Below are 17,458 nucleotides of genomic sequence, written 5' to 3'. Positions count from 1 at the left end.
TCAACCCGTTTTTTTATATAAAATTTTCTCTATATTTAACTACAATTTATTGATTTTTCTCTTCAAAAGTGATGTTTTTTGTACCGTCGTCAAAATCTTTCATTTCCAAAATACCATTTTTTCCTTCGAGCTCAGGTAAAATGTATTGAAGTTGGATAATTTTCTCGTCAATGAAGTCTCTGGTGCCAAGACTTACCTCAACATTGTCGAAATAAAGGTACACGTTATATTCACTGTCAAAGAAGATCCTGTCAGCTTTTAAATTGTACTTGGAAAGAAGCTGTGTTATATCAAGGATTTCCTCAAATATCTCTTCATTCGGTGTAGGAAGCTTCTCATACATGATAATGTAGTCAAACTTAAGTCCCATTACCTGTGGCACTTCATCGGAAGTCTCATAAGAGCTCTCAACCACTATTCCGTCCCTGTCAAAGTACATATATCTTCCAAGATGGGCAAAATAGCCGGCAATGGCCTTTTCATAGACATTGATCCTGATGGTGTCCTTGGAAACGATATCCACATCCACTTTTTCTATGAAAGGAATGTTCTCAATGCTCTTGTCCCTGTATTTAAGCGACAAAAACAATGAATTATGGCTTGGCTTGTCATCCAGGACCATATCAATGATCTCATCGTTGGTGTAATGAGTGTTTCCCGTAACATATATGTTGGTAACGGTATAATTATCGTTTATATACTTATAGGCAATACCGCCGGCAATCAGCAAAACCAGCAGTATGATTGCAATGACATACAGACTTTTATGGAGCCTTAAGGCTCTGAAAATACTTCTTACAGGGTGAAAGTCCCTGAGAGGGTGAAAATCCCTTAAGGGATGAAAATCTTCCATTCTCTCCCTGAGCGATGGTCTGTATTCAATACGCCTCTTTTTTACTCTTCTTTTCTTCTTAGCCATATTTCTATCAGTCTCTGCCTATATTTCTTGCTACATTCAGCGCAATTCCGATCTCCGCCAGCTGGATGATAACAGCAGATCCTCCGTAACTGATGAAAGGCAGTGTAATTCCTGTATTTGGTATCGTATTGGTTACAACGGCGATGTTAAGGATAACCTGGATCGCAATGTGACCCATAACTCCGATAACAAGGAGCGCACCAAACATATCCGGTGCGTTATTTGCAACCACCATAAGTCTCCAGATAAGGAGAAGGAACATAAGCATTACGGCTATTGCTCCAAAGAGTCCCAGTTCCTCGCAAATGATGGAGAATATCATATCATTCTGCGCCTCAGGGATAAATCCCATCTTCTGCATACTCTCACCAAGGCCTTTTCCGAAAATACCGCCGCTGCCGATGGCATAAAGAGCCTGCAGCGTCTGGAAACCTTTTCCGGAAGCATGCGCCTGAGGATCAAGCCAGGCAAGGACACGCTCAAAGCGGTAGTTCATACCGCTGGTCTGATTGGAGTTGGCTATTATAACAACCAGCGCAGCTGCGAATGCCAAAACTCCGGCTGCAACAATTATATACATACGATAGCCGGGAGTTGAGATAAACAGCATTACTACAGTGATTCCCATGATGATAATGGCAGAACTTAAGTTTCTTGTGATGATATAAACCATTCCGGCAAGAACGGCCGGAAACATCAAGGCGATTCCAAAGCCTTTAAGCGTGGTAAGGTTCTTTTTCAGCTTGATGATTATGGTCGCGGTAAAGATAATAGCTGCAACCTTGGCAACCTCAGCCGGCTGAATCGATACACCTGCAATGATGATCCATCTCTTTGCGCCGTTGATGGTCTTACCAAAAGGAATGATCGCTACCAAAAGAGCTGCTGCGGCAATATAGATCGGCATTGCAAGCCTTGCGTATATCCTGTAAGGAATGTAGGACAACACAACCATCCCGACAAGTCCAAGGATTGACGGGATCAGCTGGTGCTTGAAATAGTAAGCTGAATCTCCGTAGTCGAGGTTAGCCTCGTATGAGCTGGTTGAATAGAGCATGATAAGTCCAAACACCAAAAGAAACAGTATGATAAATATCATGCTGTAATCAATATAGGACTCTTCTCTTTCTCTTCTCAAAAATCCTGCTCTCTCCAACTTAAGTAACCCCTTACTCAGAAATCTTATTTACATACTCTTTAAATTTCTTTCCCCTGGTCTCGTAATTCGGGAACATATCCCAGCTTGCACAGGCAGGTGAAAGAAGTACCGCATCTCCGGGCTGTGCGCTCTCTGTACAGAATATAAGCGCCTCCTCGAAGGTGTCTTTAAACACATAATTTGTAAAGCCGTGCTTTTTAGCGCACTCTGCTATCTTTTCCTTAGTCTGACCGATGAGCACCAGGAGTTTAACTGTATCTCCGAAGTTCTCAATCCACTCATCATATTCGCTGCCCTTGTCATATCCGCCTCCGATGAGGATCGTAGGACGTGACATTGCTCTGATTCCCTGGATTGCAGCATCGGGGTTGGTTCCCTTGGAGTCGTTGTAATAATCAACGCCTCTCTTGGTGGCAACGAACTCTATTCTGTGCTCAACTGCCTTAAAGTCCCTTATAACACTGAGGATTGTTGAAAGCGGAACTCCCATGGCAAGTGACATTGCAATGGCAGCCATTACGTTCTCTACGTTGCACAGTCCAACCAGGTTCATGTCGTGGATGTTCATGATAGACATTGAAGTTCCTGCTGTAGCCATCATGATCTCATCGTTTTCGAGATAGAATCCGTCTGCAAGCTTCTCTTTTGTTGAAAAGAAAACTACCTTAGCCGGGCATCTGTTTGCAAAATCCCTTGTGTATTCATTGTCGTAGTTAAGAACGCAGGTGTCGTCCTTAGTCTCGTTGTTTGTTATGTTTTCCTTCATGGAAGCATAGCATTCCATGGTGTGATGTCTGTTGAGGTGATCGGGTGTGATGTTCAGGATTGCTGAAACCTTCGCATGGAAGTTATCTACAGCCTCAAGTTGGAACGAACTTATCTCTCCCACTATCACTGTGTCGTCCTTCATCTCGAGAGCACTTTCTGCAAAAGACACTCCGATATTACCTACTACATAGACAGAATTATAGTGAGCCTTCATGATCTCGCCAACAAGAGTTGTGGTAGTTGTCTTACCATTTGTTCCGGTGATGGCTACCATGGTTCCCTTGGAAAAATTGTAAGCGAGTTCAATCTCACTCCAAATCGGTATATTCTTGGCCTTAATGCGCATTACTGTCGGCGCATCAAGCGGAACTGCAGGGCTTGGAACTGTCAATGCTATCGTATCAAGCACCTCGTCCGAAATCTCTCCGATGATAATCTCTGTATTCTTGTCACCATCGTGGAGCTTAGCCTTTATGTCATCCTGTGTAACCTTGGTGTTTTCCTCAAGGATAACAGGGATCGCTCCTACCTTGTGGAGGAGGTTAACAGAACCAACGCCTGATAAACCTGAACCTATTACGAGAACTCTTTTACCTTCTAAATCTGCCTTCATACCAAAAACCTCTTAAAATATATAAATCTTGTTACAGACCTGCATAAGAGAGCAGGCAAAGCAAAATAGTTATTGTTGTAAATACGTTAACGACCTTGGTCTCGGACCAGCCGCCCTTCTCAAAGTGGTGATGGATCGGGGCCATTCTGAAGATTCTTTTACCATGTGTGATCTTGAAGTAAGAAACCTGCATGATCACTGAGATTACTTCAAGAGCATATATAAATCCTGCGATAGCAATGAAGATTGGCATCTGCATAACGTACGCAACGCCTGTCACAAAGCCACCGATTGCCAGAGAACCTGTATCTCCCATCATTACCTTGCCGGGATATACGTTGTAGACAAGATATCCAAGGAGTGCTCCAACCATGGCGCTGGACATCACTTCTGCTCCTGTTGCGCCATAGTGCATTCCTGCCACTGCAAAGAATGCTGCGACAACGGCTGTGACTGATGCGCAAAGTCCGTCAACTCCGTCTGTAAAGTTTGTTCCGTTGGCTGTTCCCAGCGCGATAAAGAACAAAATAGGGATGTTCCAAAATCCGAAATCAAGTACGATGCTTGTAAAAGGAACCTTCATAGCAAGGGAAATGTCCGTGAAGTTCTCTACATACAGCGCAAAAAGCACTGCTACGATAAACTGTCCGAGGATCTTCTGCCATGCTCTAAGACCCAGGTTATGCTTTCTCACAACCTTTATATAGTCATCAAGAAATCCGATGATACCAAAGCCAATTGTAAGGATCAGCACCGGAATTACCTCTTTGTGGGTTCTTCCGTAAAAGATTCCTATGATGATAACCGGAATAAGGAAGATAATTCCGCCCATTGTAGGGGTTCCGGTCTTTTTCTGGTGTGATTCAAGACCTTCTACTCTCTCTGTCTGTCCGGCCTTTAACCTTCTTAATAATTCGATAATCTTTGGGCCGATCAGTACTGCTATAAAGAAAGATATCACAACAGGAAGAAGGGTCCTTAAAACATAACTATTCATAACAACATCTCCGTCAAATTGCTTTAGTTACCATTGCCTTCGGTAACGGGTTCAAAAATGCTCTCAGCTCCGAAATCAGGAAGATCATCTCCTCCGAAAGCATGTCCGCTTTCAGGATCGATAAGATTACCTGTGTTCGGGTCAATATAATACCCCGTTGTACTATCCACGTCAAATGACTCCCAGATTGATCCGGTCTCCTCTGACTCGGTAGTTTCCTCCTCCGTTTGTGTCTCCTCTTCAGTAGCTCCCTCTTCGCCCTCTTCTGTAGTTTCCTCTCCCTCGGCAGTAGCGGTTGTGACCATCTGCTCGCGAAGTTCAGCAAGCTCAGCCTGCTCTTTTTCGGAAAGCTCTTCAGTCATAGGGTAATTAAGATAAGGAAGTGCCTCGGTAAGTACCGCTCTTACTATTCTTGTGGCAAACTTCGCATCGTCCTGATACTGAACATTACATCTGTCTACAACTACATAGATTGCAATGTCCGGATCACTTGCAGGTGCATATCCCATAAAGGATACGACGTACTGTCTGTTACCACGGGGAAGGGTCTGAGCAGTTCCCGTCTTACCGCCTATCATGTAGCCTGCAGGTCTTGCTGTCTTACCTGTTCCTTCTGCACCTGCTACTACCTGATTACAATACTCTACTATTTTATCAGAAGTACTCTGTGATATTGTCTGTCTTAAAACTCTCGGCTCAATATTTTTGATCGTAGCTCCGCTGCTGGATACAATTCTTTTTACAATATGAGGTTCGTAGTAGTATCCGCCGTTAATCAGTGATGAAAAGCTTGTGATCATCTCGATCATATCAACGTTAAAGCCCTGTCCGAAGGAGTTGGTCGCAAGATCGGTAGGTGTCATGTTGGCTGCAGTATAGGTAAGCCCTTCTGTTCTTGCCTCTCCTGCCAGGTCAACATTGGTCTTAAGGCCAAAGCCGAAGTCCTTCTGGAACTTGGTAAAGGTGCTGATGCCTGTAGCCTGTGCAATATACATCATGGCTACGTTACAGGAGATCTCTACGCCTCTTTCTACTGAAACCTCTCCGTCACCGTAGGTGTTATGGCACTTGATATCCCATCCGCCTACATTTAAAAAACCTTTACAGTTATATACTTCATTACCTGTGATCGATCCGCTCTCAATTCCGGTTGCAACCGTGAAGGGCTTGGCAACCGATCCCGGCTCGTAAGTATCTGAAATACAGAAATTCTTCCAAAGTGCATTGTAGTTCTGATAGAGCTGCTCATCGCTGAACTCTGAGAGCATCTCTTCTGTAATGTATACACCTGAGTCAAATACCGACTCTCCCTTTAGCTTATTACCCTTTTCGTCAACAGCCGGCATTCCTATAAGATTGGCCGGATCCCTGGGATTGTTCAGGTCAAAGCTCGGATAGCTGGCCATGGCAAGTATATCGCCCGTGTGGATATCCATCATGATGCATCCCACGTTGTTTGCGCCGTTTCCCTGCCTGAAATTGTTGGCATACTGGTCATTGAACTCTTTTAAGTGCTTCTCTACAATATTCTGAAGGTTACCGTCGATTGTGGTAACAATGCTGTCTCCGTCTGTTGCCGGAATTGTGGTTCTCTCAAGGTTGGAGTCTTCATCCAGATATCCGTACTCTCTTCCTGTTGTTCCTGAAAGAGTGTTGTTGTAATACTCCTCAAGGCCGTACATACCGTTGTTATCGCTGGAAGTAAATCCGATAACATCGCAGGCCAATGACCCGTTGGGGTACTTTCTTATATAACTGGGTTCAAACCAAACGCCCTGTATATCAGCGTCATAGCCGTCCATTCCCGGAGTTATCATATCCTGGAAGTTCTTAATCTCGTCATAGGAAAGCTTTTTTGCCAATATATAATACTGAGATGTAGGATGCTCAGACAGATATGATCTGATCTCTCCCGAGTTCAGCTTAAACTCTTTTACCAAAGCATTGACTGTTGGGTCTACAAACTTCTGGTCCCTTAAAAGGAGCTTGGCATCAAGGATTACGTTATAAACCTTCTCGCTGTAAGCCAGCACCGTTCCGTTGGCGTCCAGGATCTCTCCTCTTCTGAAGGGCAGTGTTGTCGAATCATATTGCTGCTGGGAAAGGACCTGTCTCTCATACTCCTCACCATTGTTCTTGGTGATAAAGATAAGTCTGACCCCTAACCCAACGAAAGCCAGTAGTACTAAGACAAACAGTACTACCAGCTTTTTCTTCATTCTTGTTGTGAATTTCTGAGCATTCCCCGTTCTTCTGCGTTTCATTAAACCATTTCATTTCCTTCCAACTAACTCATGACGGTTTCCTTCTAGTTCTTACCCACTTCAGGGATAGGTGCCAGCTGTCTGACATAATCATTTCCACCGCCATCGGAATAAGTAACGACCTGGCCTTCACCGGCGTAAGTCATGCCATATTCCTGGATAGCAATACGCTTTACTTCTTCAAGGTCCACGTTGCCATTGGCTCTATTATACGCCTCATCGTTGTCCTGTTTCAAATTATTTAACTGACTCTCCAGTGTAGCGATGTTCTTAACGCTGTTCTTAACCTGTGACTGGAGTGAAATGTACCACGCCAAAGTTCCAAGCATAAGTACCATTGCCAGTGACAAAAACAGAAGGTAACCAAGGCTCATGTTATGTCTCTTATGACGCCTTGTGTTCTCATGAACATGGTAAGGCTCTCTGTCATGAACTCTGTTTGGCTTTCTGACGGTTGTTCCGCGTATGTATTCACTTCTTGCCATGTTCAACACCTCCTTTTACATAGTCTTTTCAAACACCCTGAGCTTCGCACTCTGAGATCTTTTATTCTCTGAAAGCTCTTCTTCGCTCGGCAGGATCGGTTTTCTGGTGATCACCTTTCCTTTCGATTTCTTGCCGCACACACATACCGGAAAGTCCGGCGGACATGTGCATGGGTTTTCGTTGGTTTTAAAATTGTTCTTGGTTATGCGGTCTTCCAGTGAATGGAACGTAATCACACACAGCCTTCCTCCCGGATTCAGAAAATCTATGAATCCATCCAGAGAGTTCTGAAGCACATCCAGCTCTCTGTTTAGCGCAATCCTTATAGCCTGGTAGGTTCTCTTGGAAGGATGTCCTCCCTTTTCTCTCATCTTGGCCGGAATTGCAGCTTTTATAATGTCATTGAGCTGCCCTGTTGTCTCAATGGGCGCCTTCTGTCTTTCTATGCAGATATGTTTTGCTATGTTCTTGGCGAACTTGTCCTCGCCGAAATCTCTGATAATATGGAAGATTTCCGTCTCCGAATAGTCATTGACAATATCTCTGGCTGTAAGCGCCTGCCTCTGATCCATTCTCATATCCAGCGGAACGTCTTCTTTATAAGTAAATCCTCGCTCTGCGTTATCCAGCTGAAAAGACGATACCCCAAGATCCAGAAGGATTCCATCAACACCGGTAACCCCGAGAGTTCTAAGCCTTGCCACTGCATTCTCGTAGTTGTCGCGAATGATCGTAACTCTGTCCTTAAATGGCTCAAGCCTCTTTGTTGCAGCTGCGATGGCATCTTCATCCTGATCGGTTCCGTAGAGATGTCCACCCTCCGTCAGCCTTTCTGCTATGTGAAAAGAGTGTCCGGCTCCGCCAAGGGTTCCGTCGAGATATATCCCGTCAGGCTTTATATTCAGATTATCGAGGCACTCCTGTAGGAGTACTGAATAATGCTTGAATTCCATAGGCTTAAATACTCAATCCGTACTCGCTCATCTTAGCAGCGATTCCATTGATATCCTCAAAGGTACTTGCCTTCTCCCACTCTGCCTTACTCCAGATTTCAGCTCTGTTGCCCACGCCGGCAATCACTGCTTCCTTCTCGATCTTGGCATGCTGTAAGAGATTGGTTGGTAAAAGAATTCTTCCCTGCTTGTCAACTTCTGCGTCAATGGCACCTGAGATAAAGAAACGTCCCAGCATTCTGGCTTCGGGTTTATCCATCGGAAGTGCCTGAAGCTTTTCTTCAAACTGATCCCATCCATCCTGCGCAAACACGAAAAGACAGCCGTCAAACCCCTTGGTTACCACAAACTGATCACCGAGAAGCTCACGGAACTTTGCCGGAACTATGAGCCTTCCCTTAGCATCGATGGAATGGCTGTATTCTCCCTTAAACGCAGTTCTCACACTTTTGTACCACTATTTACCACTTTTTGACACTTTTTACCACCTGAGACTATTATAAACAAAAATTTTTCATTTAACAATAGCTTTTTCTCAGGTTTTATCTGCCTTTTGGGAGTGGGGGAAAAGTGGGGGATAAAAAAATCGCCTATCTAGTGGTTTGGCTTTTTGCCATCCACTAAATAAGCGATTTTTTAATTTAAATTATTACAGATTTTTCAAAAATTTAATAATATGACCTGATTATCATGATTTGAACAGTGTTGCAAAAAGTCCTCTTCCAAGGCTTGCACCAAGGTTTCCGCCAAGGGTCTTACCGAACTTACCGAAGGTTCCGCCGACGGTCTTTCCTACTTCACGGCCAACAGTACCAACCACTGAGTTTCCGATGGTCTTGGCTGTCTGTTTCTTCTTTCTGTCAGCTGCTGCCTTTTCCTTCTCGGCAGCCTTAGCTGCAGCGGCTTCTTCTTTCTCTTTTGCCTTGCGCTCAGCCTCTGCTGCTGCGAGCTCTTCCCTAGCCTTAGCATCAGCAATTCCCTTTCTCTCAAGGAATTCGAAAGCTGAGTCAGGATCATGAGGCTCGAAGTACTTGTCATAGAGCTTACTTCCATTGATCTCACGGTTTCTTGTGGAGGAGTCGATTCCGCCCATAAGTGACTGTGGAGGAAGGATCTTAACCTTCTCGCATACTGAAGGTGTTCCTGTCTCATCTAATAAGGAAATAACTGCTTCTCCGGTTCCAAGCTCCTGGATAACATCAGCGGTCTTAAATGCAGGATTCTCACGGAATGAGTCAGCTGCTGCCTTAACAGCCTTCATATCTGAAGGAGTGTATGCATGAAGTGCATGCTGGATCTTGTTACCGAGCTGTGCAAGAACGCCGTCCGGGATATCTCTTGGGTTCTGAGTTACAAAGTAGATACCTACGCCCTTAGATCTGATGAGCTTAACAACCTGCTCGATCTTGTCCATGAGCATCTTGGGTGAATCCTTGAAAAGAAGATGTGCTTCATCAAAGAAGAATACCATCTTGGGCTTATCAAGGTCTCCCACCTCGGGAAGTGTCTCGAAGAGCTCTGACATCATCCAAAGAAGGAAGGTTGCATAAAGTGTTCCGTTGTTGATAAGGCTTGTGGAATCAAGAATGTTGATCATTCCTCTTCCATCAGGGCCTGTTGCAAACCAGTCATGAATATCAAGAGCAGGCTCAAAGAAGAACTTATCTGCTCCTGCCATTTCCAGAGATACGATTGATCTTACGATGGCTGCAACCGATACAGGACTTATATTGCCGTAATCTGCAGCAAAATCATTTCTGTTCTCGGAAACATAGTTAAGAAGAGCCTTTAAATCCTTGGTATCAATAAGGAGCAGCTCGTTGTCATCAGCAATCTTAAATGCAATTGTAAGAATATCTCTCTGCAGATCATTAAGGCCTAAAATTCTGGCAAGAAGAAGTGGTCCCATCTCTGAAACTGTAGTACGAAGCGGAATTCCCTGCTCTCCGAATACATCCCAGAAGGTTGCAGGATATTTCTTGTACTCAAATCCCGCTTCTGCAAGGCCGAACTTCTGGATACGCTTCTGCATATCTTCAGAGTCTCTGCCCTCTTCTACCATACCTGAGAGATCGCCCTTTACGTCTGCAAGAAATACAGGAACTCCCATATCGCTGAAGGACTCAGCAAGGACTTTTAAAGTGATGGTTTTACCCGTTCCGGTTGCACCAGCAATAAGGCCGTGACGATTGGCCATCTTAGGCAAAAGAAATACATTCTCCCCGTTTTCGGTGTTGGCAACCCAAATCTTGTTATCTCTTAACATGAATAACCTCCTCCAACAAAAAGTCGAATTGAAATACTGTATCTATTTTACCACAGTTTACGGTTTTTCGAAGTAGGCAAGTGCAATTGCTCCGGGGCCGGCATAAGTTCCTATGGTAGCTCCTACAGTAGCGTACTGGAGCTTTTCTTCATGCCCTTCGTATAGGCATTTGGAATCTTCAACGTATTTTTTTAACATCTCGTCGCTAAAGCCTGTATAGCCAAGACATATCGGCATATCCATATCGATGCCTCCTGTTTTGTTTACAAACTCAATGAGCATGTTGTGGCTGTTCTTAGAGCCTCTTGCCTTGCCGATTACCTTTACCACTCCGTCTTCTATTGTAATTACCGGCTTTATCATGAGCAGATTTCCGGCAAAGGCTGCTGCCGAGGAAAGTCTTCCGCCAAGCTTAAGATATTCAAGGGTGTCAAAGACAGCGATAACATGTGCACGCTTCATCTCTTCCGTAATGGTCTCTACGATCTCTTTTGCCGAAAGGCCTTTATCCCTGAGTTCCACTGCTCTCTGAACTATGATGTACTCAGATATGCAGAACTGCTTGGTATCTACAACATAGATGTTTTCAGAGAAATCATCGGCTGCCATACATGCGCTCTGGTATGATCCCGAAACGCCGGATGAGAGTGTAAAGCAGATAAGCTCATCTCCCGCATCCTCAGCCTTCTGATATTCCTGTGAATAATCGTATGGTGTTATCTGACTGGTCTTTGGTACTTCGTCTGTTTCTATAAGCTTTTTGTAGAAGTCTGCACATGAAAGCGTTACTCCGTCCAAAAACTCCTCATCTCCAAACCTGACTTTTAAGGGCATTACGGTAATTCCCCACTGTGCAGCCCTCTCCTGCGATATATCGCTTGCCGAATCCGTTATTATCCTTACTGCCATTTTATCTCCTCCCGATGAAACCGTTTCCTATATACATGCATAAAATAAGCTACTGCCATATGCATGGAAGTTTTCGTTTCCAAACATAGACAGTAGCATATCACAATTCATCGAAGTAGTGCAATGTAGTATAGATAACTACGTTGACCGGGGTTTATCCTCTGGGGAAGTCGTCGTAGTTAATACCGGAGTTTCTGAATTCAGAGTCTGCGGATTCATCGATATCAGCATCGTAGTCCGATAGCTCTTTTGCCATATCAGGATCTGTAAGTATCTGTCTGAAAAGACCGTGGCATCCTTCGGAAACATCACGCCATGTAGCGTCGAAGTTGCCTGTGTACCAGGGATCTGCCACATCTCCGTCTCTATCCGCAAAGTCGAGCATCTTGTAGAGCCTGTGGTCCGGATCTCCGCCAAAGAGACTGTTTAGGTTCCTCATATTAGCCGAGTCCATACCTATAATATAGTCAAACTTGTCATAGTCCGTCCTGGATGTGAGCCTCGCGCGCTTTGCGCTTACTCCCAGCTCGTTATCGGACGTACCGATCCCGTGCTCTCTGAGCTTAGCCCTCGCCGGCGGATACACAGGGCTTCCCACTCCGTTCCAGATCTCATCGGTATGGGTCGCGGAGGACTCGATGTGGAAGGCGTCAGACAGGCCTTGCTTATTCACTATGTCTTTCATCACGAACTCTGCCATTGTTGAACGGCAGATGTTGCCGTGGCAGACGAATAGAATTCTTATCATTTATCTTCGCTCCTTTTTGGTCCCTGGGGACGGGGGTTAGGGACCATTTTTTATTCTTGCAATCATTGAATTTGGCAAAACGGCTAAGAGCCCGCTCCAGTGCCAGGTTCAATACTTTTGTCTGCCGCACTCCCGGCTCCCACCACAAGCCTTTAACCTGAAGAATACCTTCCTTTCGATCCGGAACAGCTTCTATTCGGCCAACGAATCGATCCCCAAATATGATAGGAAGTGTATAATAGCCATACTTTCTTTTTACCGCAGGTGTGTATATTTCCCACGAGTACTTAAAGTCCCACAGCGCCAGTATCAAGGCTTTATCCCACATAAGAGGATCAAGTGGTGCAATAAAAGACATCCTTGGTTTCAAGTCCGCAGTCCCGGCAAGAATTTCCTGCATAAGTGCTTCATCTTCGATGCGATAGTAAAAAGGCACCTTTATCCCCTCTACCATAACAGATCCGATCTTCTTATCGGCAGACAGGTCTGAGAGCACTCTTTTCCTCAAATCCGCTTTCAGGTCAATGCCCAGAAAAGCCGTACTGCTCTTATCCCACAAAAGACCTACAGCCCCGATCCTACGAAGAACGCGCCAGGAAATAAGCTCGTATTCATCTTTGCATGGATTGTCAGCTTTTAGCAATGTGGCAGGAAGATATTTCTCCGCAAGGTCATAATACTTACGGCTTCCTTTTTTATGATGAATGATCAGTTCACCGTCAGTATAGAGCTGCTCCAGGACCGATCTGGCGGCCTGGGACTTTTTCTGCCAATTACCGCTCCAGTGCATCGAAGAGTGCCAGTAGATCTCACCTTCGATTGGCAATGTATCGCTACAGACAGGGCCATGCTCTCTGATGAAAGATACTGCCTCCTCTTTCAGCTCCTGCAAGTCCTCGAATGTATCACTCATCCGGAGGCTGCGCTCTCTGAAGGAAGCAAAATACGGCCAGTCCTGCGCAGGCCATATCGACAGCTCTTTATCCACATAGTCTACGAGCTTACGGTCTTCATATAGCAGCTCCCAAAGCATGGATTTCTTAAAGCCTTTAACTCTGGACTGCAATGTAAGTTCAGCATTCTTGCCGCATACATCAACCGGATCAAACTGAATACATCCCGCCTGACGTATATAATCGTAAGCACCTTCTTTCCCTGCAAACCGATACGAGCCGATTAGCCCCTGCTTGGCAAGGATAAACTGCGTTGCCTGTTTTTTTGTAATTGTAAGCATACTGGCCTATACCTTCTTTAATATTCCTTTGACTTAAGTTCCAGGTATTTCCCCTCAAATACTTCTCTGCAGATTCTAAGTTCCAGCTCCTGCCTGTGCCTGAAATGGTCTAGTAAAGCATCGGTGCCTGACAGGCTCTTTTCCCAGGCATAAGGAGAATTGTCAAAATAGCTCATCATCAGCGGAAACCACATCTCATTCCCCTTGTCATCCGACCTCTCTTTCCTTATAACATCAATGTTTGATGCTATGTCTTCAGTTCGGATATACATTATCTGATATTCCTTGCCGGCAAGAGCTTCCTTCACTTTCTTGTAGAAGTCAATAATCTCCTGATCGCTGCAATTCCGAAATAATATCATATCCTCTACTATATTTTGAAAAAGAGAACACTCAAAAATATACTTATCTCCGTTCCAGTTCCGAAACCTCTTTAAAACGATTTCTCTGAAACTGTCCTGTACCAAATTCCCGTTATAAATCTCATACTGCTCCAGATCCTTATGGAATCCCGGAATATCGGTAATGATCTTAGTGTAGCAGATGATCATGTGGTCATCTTCTTCATAGCTCTTTTCCATAATCTCGCTACGTATATCATTATACTTATCTAGGATTTCTGCATAAGTTTCCTTATCAACATAAGCACACCATGCGAGCTCCACCGGAGAGTAATCGCCCTCGCAAACAGCCTTATAGTCATGATACTTCTCTGAGAGCCGCCTTACAAGCGTGCTCTTGCCACTTCCCTGCAGTCCTTCAACAAAATAATTCATGCAATCCCCTTTCTGGTCAACCTGTTCCCCCGAAGTTTTAGCTCTTTTCCGGAATCCGTTACAAGCTCCTCCGTATCTAGAGCTTCAATCTCATAATCGTCAGCGAGTTTACTCAACAGCTTGTTACTACCAGCATTTCGCACATCTGCTTCATAGAAAAATTCCGTCTTGCCGTACTTCCGGTTAGCATAGTCCAAAATGTATTCCAGTGCTTCATACGCATAGCCCTTTCCCTGCTCGGATTCTACAATCCACGCTCCAAGCTCCGGAGAGTCTCCTGAAAGTCCGTGCATTTCAACGCTTCCGACGAATCTCTCATCTGCGTCAACTACGGCAAAAACAAGAGTTTCCTCTTTTCCCATCTCATCAAGAAAATCCTTAAGAAGAGCTCTTGCATCCTCAATGCTCTCAAAGGGATCCGGCCACTGATATTTGGTTATTTCATCGTTGAAATTGTTGTAATAATCCTCAAGATATTTCATATCAAAAGGAATTACCTTAATCCTTTTCATTGTCATAATCTATATAAGTCCTTTCTCAGTTAGTGTGTAAGTCTTCTGCTGCTTGTTTCCTACAACAAAAAAGCCTATTCTGCATACGCAAAATAGACTCACACAAATAGACCTATATCATAGGACATGAAATGCATGATAATCCAGATTAAGCGTACACAAAACAGCTGCAGTAAGCAGCCATCAAAAACATCGTGTTCACCTAAGCCAAATTATCTGATAAACATCCCTTCACCTAAACGCAAAGCGCTCTTTCTTTATATTTAAAGACCTTCTAATACTAACATATGCAGTATTAGAAGGCAAATAATATACATATTTCTTTGTTTATGTTTTTTTCGGAACAAACTCTATCCTGAGTGTACTGTCCATCGCTTCCGCAAGGCGTTTCAAAAGAGCAATACTTGGATTCCTTGTTCCCTTCTCGAGACGACATATATCAGCCTGACTAATTCCACTTTTCTCCGCCAATTCCATTTGCGTCATGCCGGCTCGTATACGCGCATCTAGTATAGCTCTTGTAATATTCATTTCCGGCTGAAGCGCTTCATACTCCTTTTTAAAATCAGGATCCTGCATCAATTCATTGGTTAGTTCTTGTAAGTCACTCATATATGCCTGCCTCCTTTCTTTTATGGTAATCAGCTCTTCTCTGCTTTGCTAAAGCTATCTCACTTATGGGAGTCTTCTGTTGCTTTTTGATAAATCCATTCGTGGCTATAATAATTCTATTCTTATCAAAAAAATATAGTATTCTAACTAAATTATTTTCCTCAATTGTACGAAGCTCAAATATACCATCCTCAAGTTCCTTAGAAAGAGGTTCTCTGGCCAAGTTACCATATTCTTCAAGAAGATGAAGATTAGCAACTACTTTTGCCTTCATCTTAATATCTAAGCTTCTAATAAAGATCCCTACCGGCTTTCTCCCATCAATTTCTCTGTAAAAGTCTACCGAAAAGTTCGCCAAAAACAATCCTTTCTTTATGCTATATATAACATAATACCAATTTTTAGTCAATCATAAAGCACTAAGAGCCAGAGCCAGAGCCACTCAAAGCATTGACGGCAGATTCTGTACAACAAATTCCTGTCCGGTTCTATCATATTCAATTCTGTAATATGAGTTTCCGCTCATGCTTGTTTGCAATGAATGTGTTATACCGATAGCCTGAGCTTTTTCTGTGGTAAGTGTGACTTTCTTGCCCAGCTTGCTGTCTTCTGTTTCAATCAGATAGCCATTTCTCTTAAGCCAATCTGTTATTGTTCTGTATGATAATTTCTTGTATACCGAGTCATCAATTCCGGAATTCAATTGCTCAGTCAGTCTTGTAATTGTCTTAACCTCTGAATACCTGAAGCTATCAAGCGTTTCTATCGGGAATTCTTTTTTCTTGTTTCCACCGGTTTTCCCAATAATTCCGTTGTTATCCTTAAGCTCTGCCAATACATCTTTTACAAAAAACATGCTTCTGATAATGACAGGATCATTCATTACATCATCCTTATCAGCTATATCGTTATTAATGGGATTTTTCCCATCTGCTATGCGTTCCACAAATGTAAGCGCTGTTTCCACTTTTTCTAAATCAAATTGTTTCAATAATAATTAATCTCCATTTCTTTTAGTATCTTCTTTGCTCTCTACAAGCTTTTCCATTTCAATCTTATATGCCATCAATCTAAGGAGATAATCCGGCATCTTTCTATTTCCCAGTTCCCAGTCCTGTAGCGTGCGATATGGAATCTCAAAATATGTGCAGAATTCCTTTCTCGACATTCCTGTACGGTTTCTTAATTCAATCAGGTATTCTCTGCTATCCATCTCTGTATCCCCCTCCTGGTCAATCAACAAACAAATTTCTATACTCAACGCGTATATTATTTCATACACATTGCGTATTGTCAATTGCATTTACAAAAAAGACATACCACTTATTGTTAAACCGGTTCGAAAGTCAAGGACTTTTTTCTGACAGATTTCAAGGTTTAATGGAATAAAAATAGACTTCGATATATTTCATGAAGACATCAATAGATTTTAAGTAGGGCCACAGCAAACTTTGAGTAGGCAGGCTTACTTACATAAGACAGATTTGAATCCAAATAGCCATTAAGACAAGGACAGCCGTTATCTCACATATTGCTAAAACAAGAAATCTATTATGGTGTAATCTATTACAGTTACGAAGAATTGAAATCTGAAATAGAAAGATATATAAAGTATTACAACGAACAAAGAATCAAAGAGAAACTAGGATGGATGAGTCCTGTCCAATACAGGCTTAACCTCTTGGCTGCTTAAAAACAGCGTAGCAGCCATAAAACTGCTACGCTAAAAAAGTCTAACTTTTTGGGGTCACATCATTCGTCTTTTTTTAATTTTACTGGCAAAATATAATCGATAACTACTTTTTCACCACGACTTAATGGAAGGGAATATCGTTCTTTTGTATATATCTCACACCAATAAAACTGTTCAAAATCAATTTCTTGATCAGTTTTTTCAATGGCTTCTGTAATTAACAAGAAGGCTGAGTCAACAATTTCTGCAATGTTATTTCCCTCAATTTGGATACAAGCAACCGTTCCGCTTGGAATATGTTTTTGGTACAGATCATGGGGAACCGGTGTATTTACCCTCATAAAATCTCCTAATATTAATTCAAAAGTATTTGTATCTTGAAAATTAAACATCATTCCTATGCCATCATTTTCATCAATATCCTCACAATAAGTAAATTCAGATAAACTTTTTAAATAGTCAATCTTATCACTTTCAAAATAAGATTTCCATGCGTTCCCAGCCTCAAAAAATGAAGTGTTATTATGAACTCCGACCATTAGACGTTCC

18 protein-coding genes and 2 pseudogenes are annotated in these 17,458 nt (G+C 43.1%); 1 reads left to right on the top strand and 19 read right to left on the bottom strand.

What is annotated here, in order from left to right; translation table 11 throughout:
• Positions 1 to 46: 46 nt before the first annotated feature.
• From G589_RS0112950 to G589_RS0112865, 18 genes are all read right to left on the bottom strand, one after another.
• Positions 47 to 919: a cell division protein FtsQ/DivIB gene (locus tag G589_RS0112950; RefSeq protein ID WP_022768965.1), complete on the bottom strand. Its 873-nt coding sequence runs from the start codon at positions 917 to 919 to the stop codon at positions 47 to 49.
• A gap of 7 nt (positions 920 to 926) precedes the next feature.
• Positions 927 to 2,057 carry an FtsW/RodA/SpoVE family cell cycle protein gene (locus G589_RS0112945; protein ID WP_026522439.1) on the bottom strand — a complete coding sequence of 377 codons (1,131 nt, stop codon included), beginning with the start codon at positions 2,055 to 2,057 and terminating at the stop codon, positions 927 to 929.
• A gap of 31 nt (positions 2,058 to 2,088) precedes the next feature.
• The gene (murD, locus tag G589_RS0112940) at positions 2,089 to 3,459 is read right to left on the bottom strand and encodes a UDP-N-acetylmuramoyl-L-alanine--D-glutamate ligase (RefSeq protein WP_026522438.1); all 1,371 of its coding nucleotides are present in this window, start codon (positions 3,457 to 3,459) and stop codon (positions 2,089 to 2,091) included.
• Between the two features lie 31 nt (positions 3,460 to 3,490).
• The gene (gene mraY / locus G589_RS0112935; protein ID WP_026522437.1) at positions 3,491 to 4,456 is read right to left on the bottom strand and encodes a phospho-N-acetylmuramoyl-pentapeptide-transferase; all 966 of its coding nucleotides are present in this window, start codon (positions 4,454 to 4,456) and stop codon (positions 3,491 to 3,493) included.
• Between the two features lie 23 nt (positions 4,457 to 4,479).
• Entirely contained in the window at positions 4,480 to 6,720 is a 2,241-nt protein-coding gene (locus tag G589_RS19940; RefSeq protein WP_051192377.1) for a penicillin-binding transpeptidase domain-containing protein, read from the bottom strand.
• A gap of 44 nt (positions 6,721 to 6,764) precedes the next feature.
• Complete coding sequence (locus G589_RS19935; protein WP_035776089.1) at positions 6,765 to 7,205, bottom strand: cell division protein FtsL; 441 nt, start codon at positions 7,203 to 7,205, stop codon at positions 6,765 to 6,767.
• Between the two features lie 15 nt (positions 7,206 to 7,220).
• Positions 7,221 to 8,159, bottom strand: coding sequence for a 16S rRNA (cytosine(1402)-N(4))-methyltransferase RsmH (gene rsmH, locus G589_RS0112920; protein ID WP_026522436.1), 939 nt, complete (start codon positions 8,157 to 8,159; stop codon positions 7,221 to 7,223).
• 4 nt (positions 8,160 to 8,163) lie between these two features.
• A complete protein-coding gene (mraZ, locus tag G589_RS0112915; protein ID WP_022768956.1) occupies positions 8,164 to 8,604 on the bottom strand; it encodes a division/cell wall cluster transcriptional repressor MraZ in 441 nt (146 codons plus the stop codon).
• Between the two features lie 243 nt (positions 8,605 to 8,847).
• The gene (locus G589_RS0112910; RefSeq protein WP_026522435.1) at positions 8,848 to 10,425 is read right to left on the bottom strand and encodes a helicase HerA-like domain-containing protein; all 1,578 of its coding nucleotides are present in this window, start codon (positions 10,423 to 10,425) and stop codon (positions 8,848 to 8,850) included.
• A 57-nt stretch (positions 10,426 to 10,482) separates the two neighbouring features.
• Complete coding sequence (locus tag G589_RS0112905) at positions 10,483 to 11,334, bottom strand: DegV family protein (RefSeq protein ID WP_026522434.1); 852 nt, start codon at positions 11,332 to 11,334, stop codon at positions 10,483 to 10,485.
• A gap of 154 nt (positions 11,335 to 11,488) precedes the next feature.
• Entirely contained in the window at positions 11,489 to 12,082 is a 594-nt protein-coding gene (locus G589_RS0112900; RefSeq protein WP_026522433.1) for a low molecular weight protein-tyrosine-phosphatase, read from the bottom strand.
• A complete protein-coding gene (locus G589_RS19930) occupies positions 12,000 to 13,316 on the bottom strand; it encodes a winged helix-turn-helix domain-containing protein (protein ID WP_081669046.1) in 1,317 nt (438 codons plus the stop codon). The genes G589_RS0112900 and G589_RS19930 overlap by 83 nt, the downstream gene beginning before the upstream one ends.
• A gap of 17 nt (positions 13,317 to 13,333) precedes the next feature.
• Positions 13,334 to 14,092 (bottom strand): hypothetical protein, encoded by a 759-nt coding sequence (locus G589_RS0112890; RefSeq protein ID WP_026522432.1) that lies wholly within the window; start codon positions 14,090 to 14,092, stop codon positions 13,334 to 13,336.
• On the bottom strand, positions 14,089 to 14,604 hold the full coding sequence (locus G589_RS19925) for a GNAT family N-acetyltransferase (RefSeq protein WP_196811886.1): 516 nt from the start codon (positions 14,602 to 14,604) through the stop codon (positions 14,089 to 14,091). The genes G589_RS0112890 and G589_RS19925 overlap by 4 nt, the downstream gene beginning before the upstream one ends.
• A gap of 327 nt (positions 14,605 to 14,931) precedes the next feature.
• Positions 14,932 to 15,216 (bottom strand): helix-turn-helix domain-containing protein, encoded by a 285-nt coding sequence (locus G589_RS0112880; RefSeq protein WP_026522431.1) that lies wholly within the window; start codon positions 15,214 to 15,216, stop codon positions 14,932 to 14,934.
• Positions 15,209 to 15,574 (bottom strand): type II toxin-antitoxin system RelE/ParE family toxin, encoded by a 366-nt coding sequence (locus G589_RS0112875; protein ID WP_026522430.1) that lies wholly within the window; start codon positions 15,572 to 15,574, stop codon positions 15,209 to 15,211. Before G589_RS0112875 ends, G589_RS0112880 begins: the two co-directional genes overlap by 8 nt.
• 84 nt (positions 15,575 to 15,658) lie before the next feature.
• Entirely contained in the window at positions 15,659 to 16,207 is a 549-nt protein-coding gene (locus G589_RS0112870) for a hypothetical protein (RefSeq protein ID WP_035776087.1), read from the bottom strand.
• A 6-nt stretch (positions 16,208 to 16,213) separates the two neighbouring features.
• Entirely contained in the window at positions 16,214 to 16,429 is a 216-nt protein-coding gene (locus G589_RS0112865; protein ID WP_022768932.1) for a helix-turn-helix domain-containing protein, read from the bottom strand.
• 318 nt (positions 16,430 to 16,747) lie between these two features.
• On the opposite strand from G589_RS0112865, the pseudogene G589_RS21665 reads away from it, so the two are divergent.
• Positions 16,748 to 16,909, top strand: a pseudogene (locus G589_RS21665) (IS3 family transposase); the annotation flags it as partial.
• Between the two features lie 59 nt (positions 16,910 to 16,968).
• On the opposite strand, the pseudogene G589_RS22130 reads toward G589_RS21665, so the two are convergent.
• A pseudogene (locus G589_RS22130) lies at positions 16,969 to 17,458 on the bottom strand (helix-turn-helix domain-containing protein); the annotation flags it as partial.

The sequence above is a fragment of the Butyrivibrio sp. VCB2001 genome (assembly GCF_000423965.1).
In the GTDB taxonomy this organism is placed as follows: Bacteria; Bacillota; Clostridia; order Lachnospirales; family Lachnospiraceae; genus Butyrivibrio.
The sequence above is the reverse complement of the archived record's forward strand: the minus strand, read 5'-3'. Positions and strand labels throughout refer to the sequence as shown.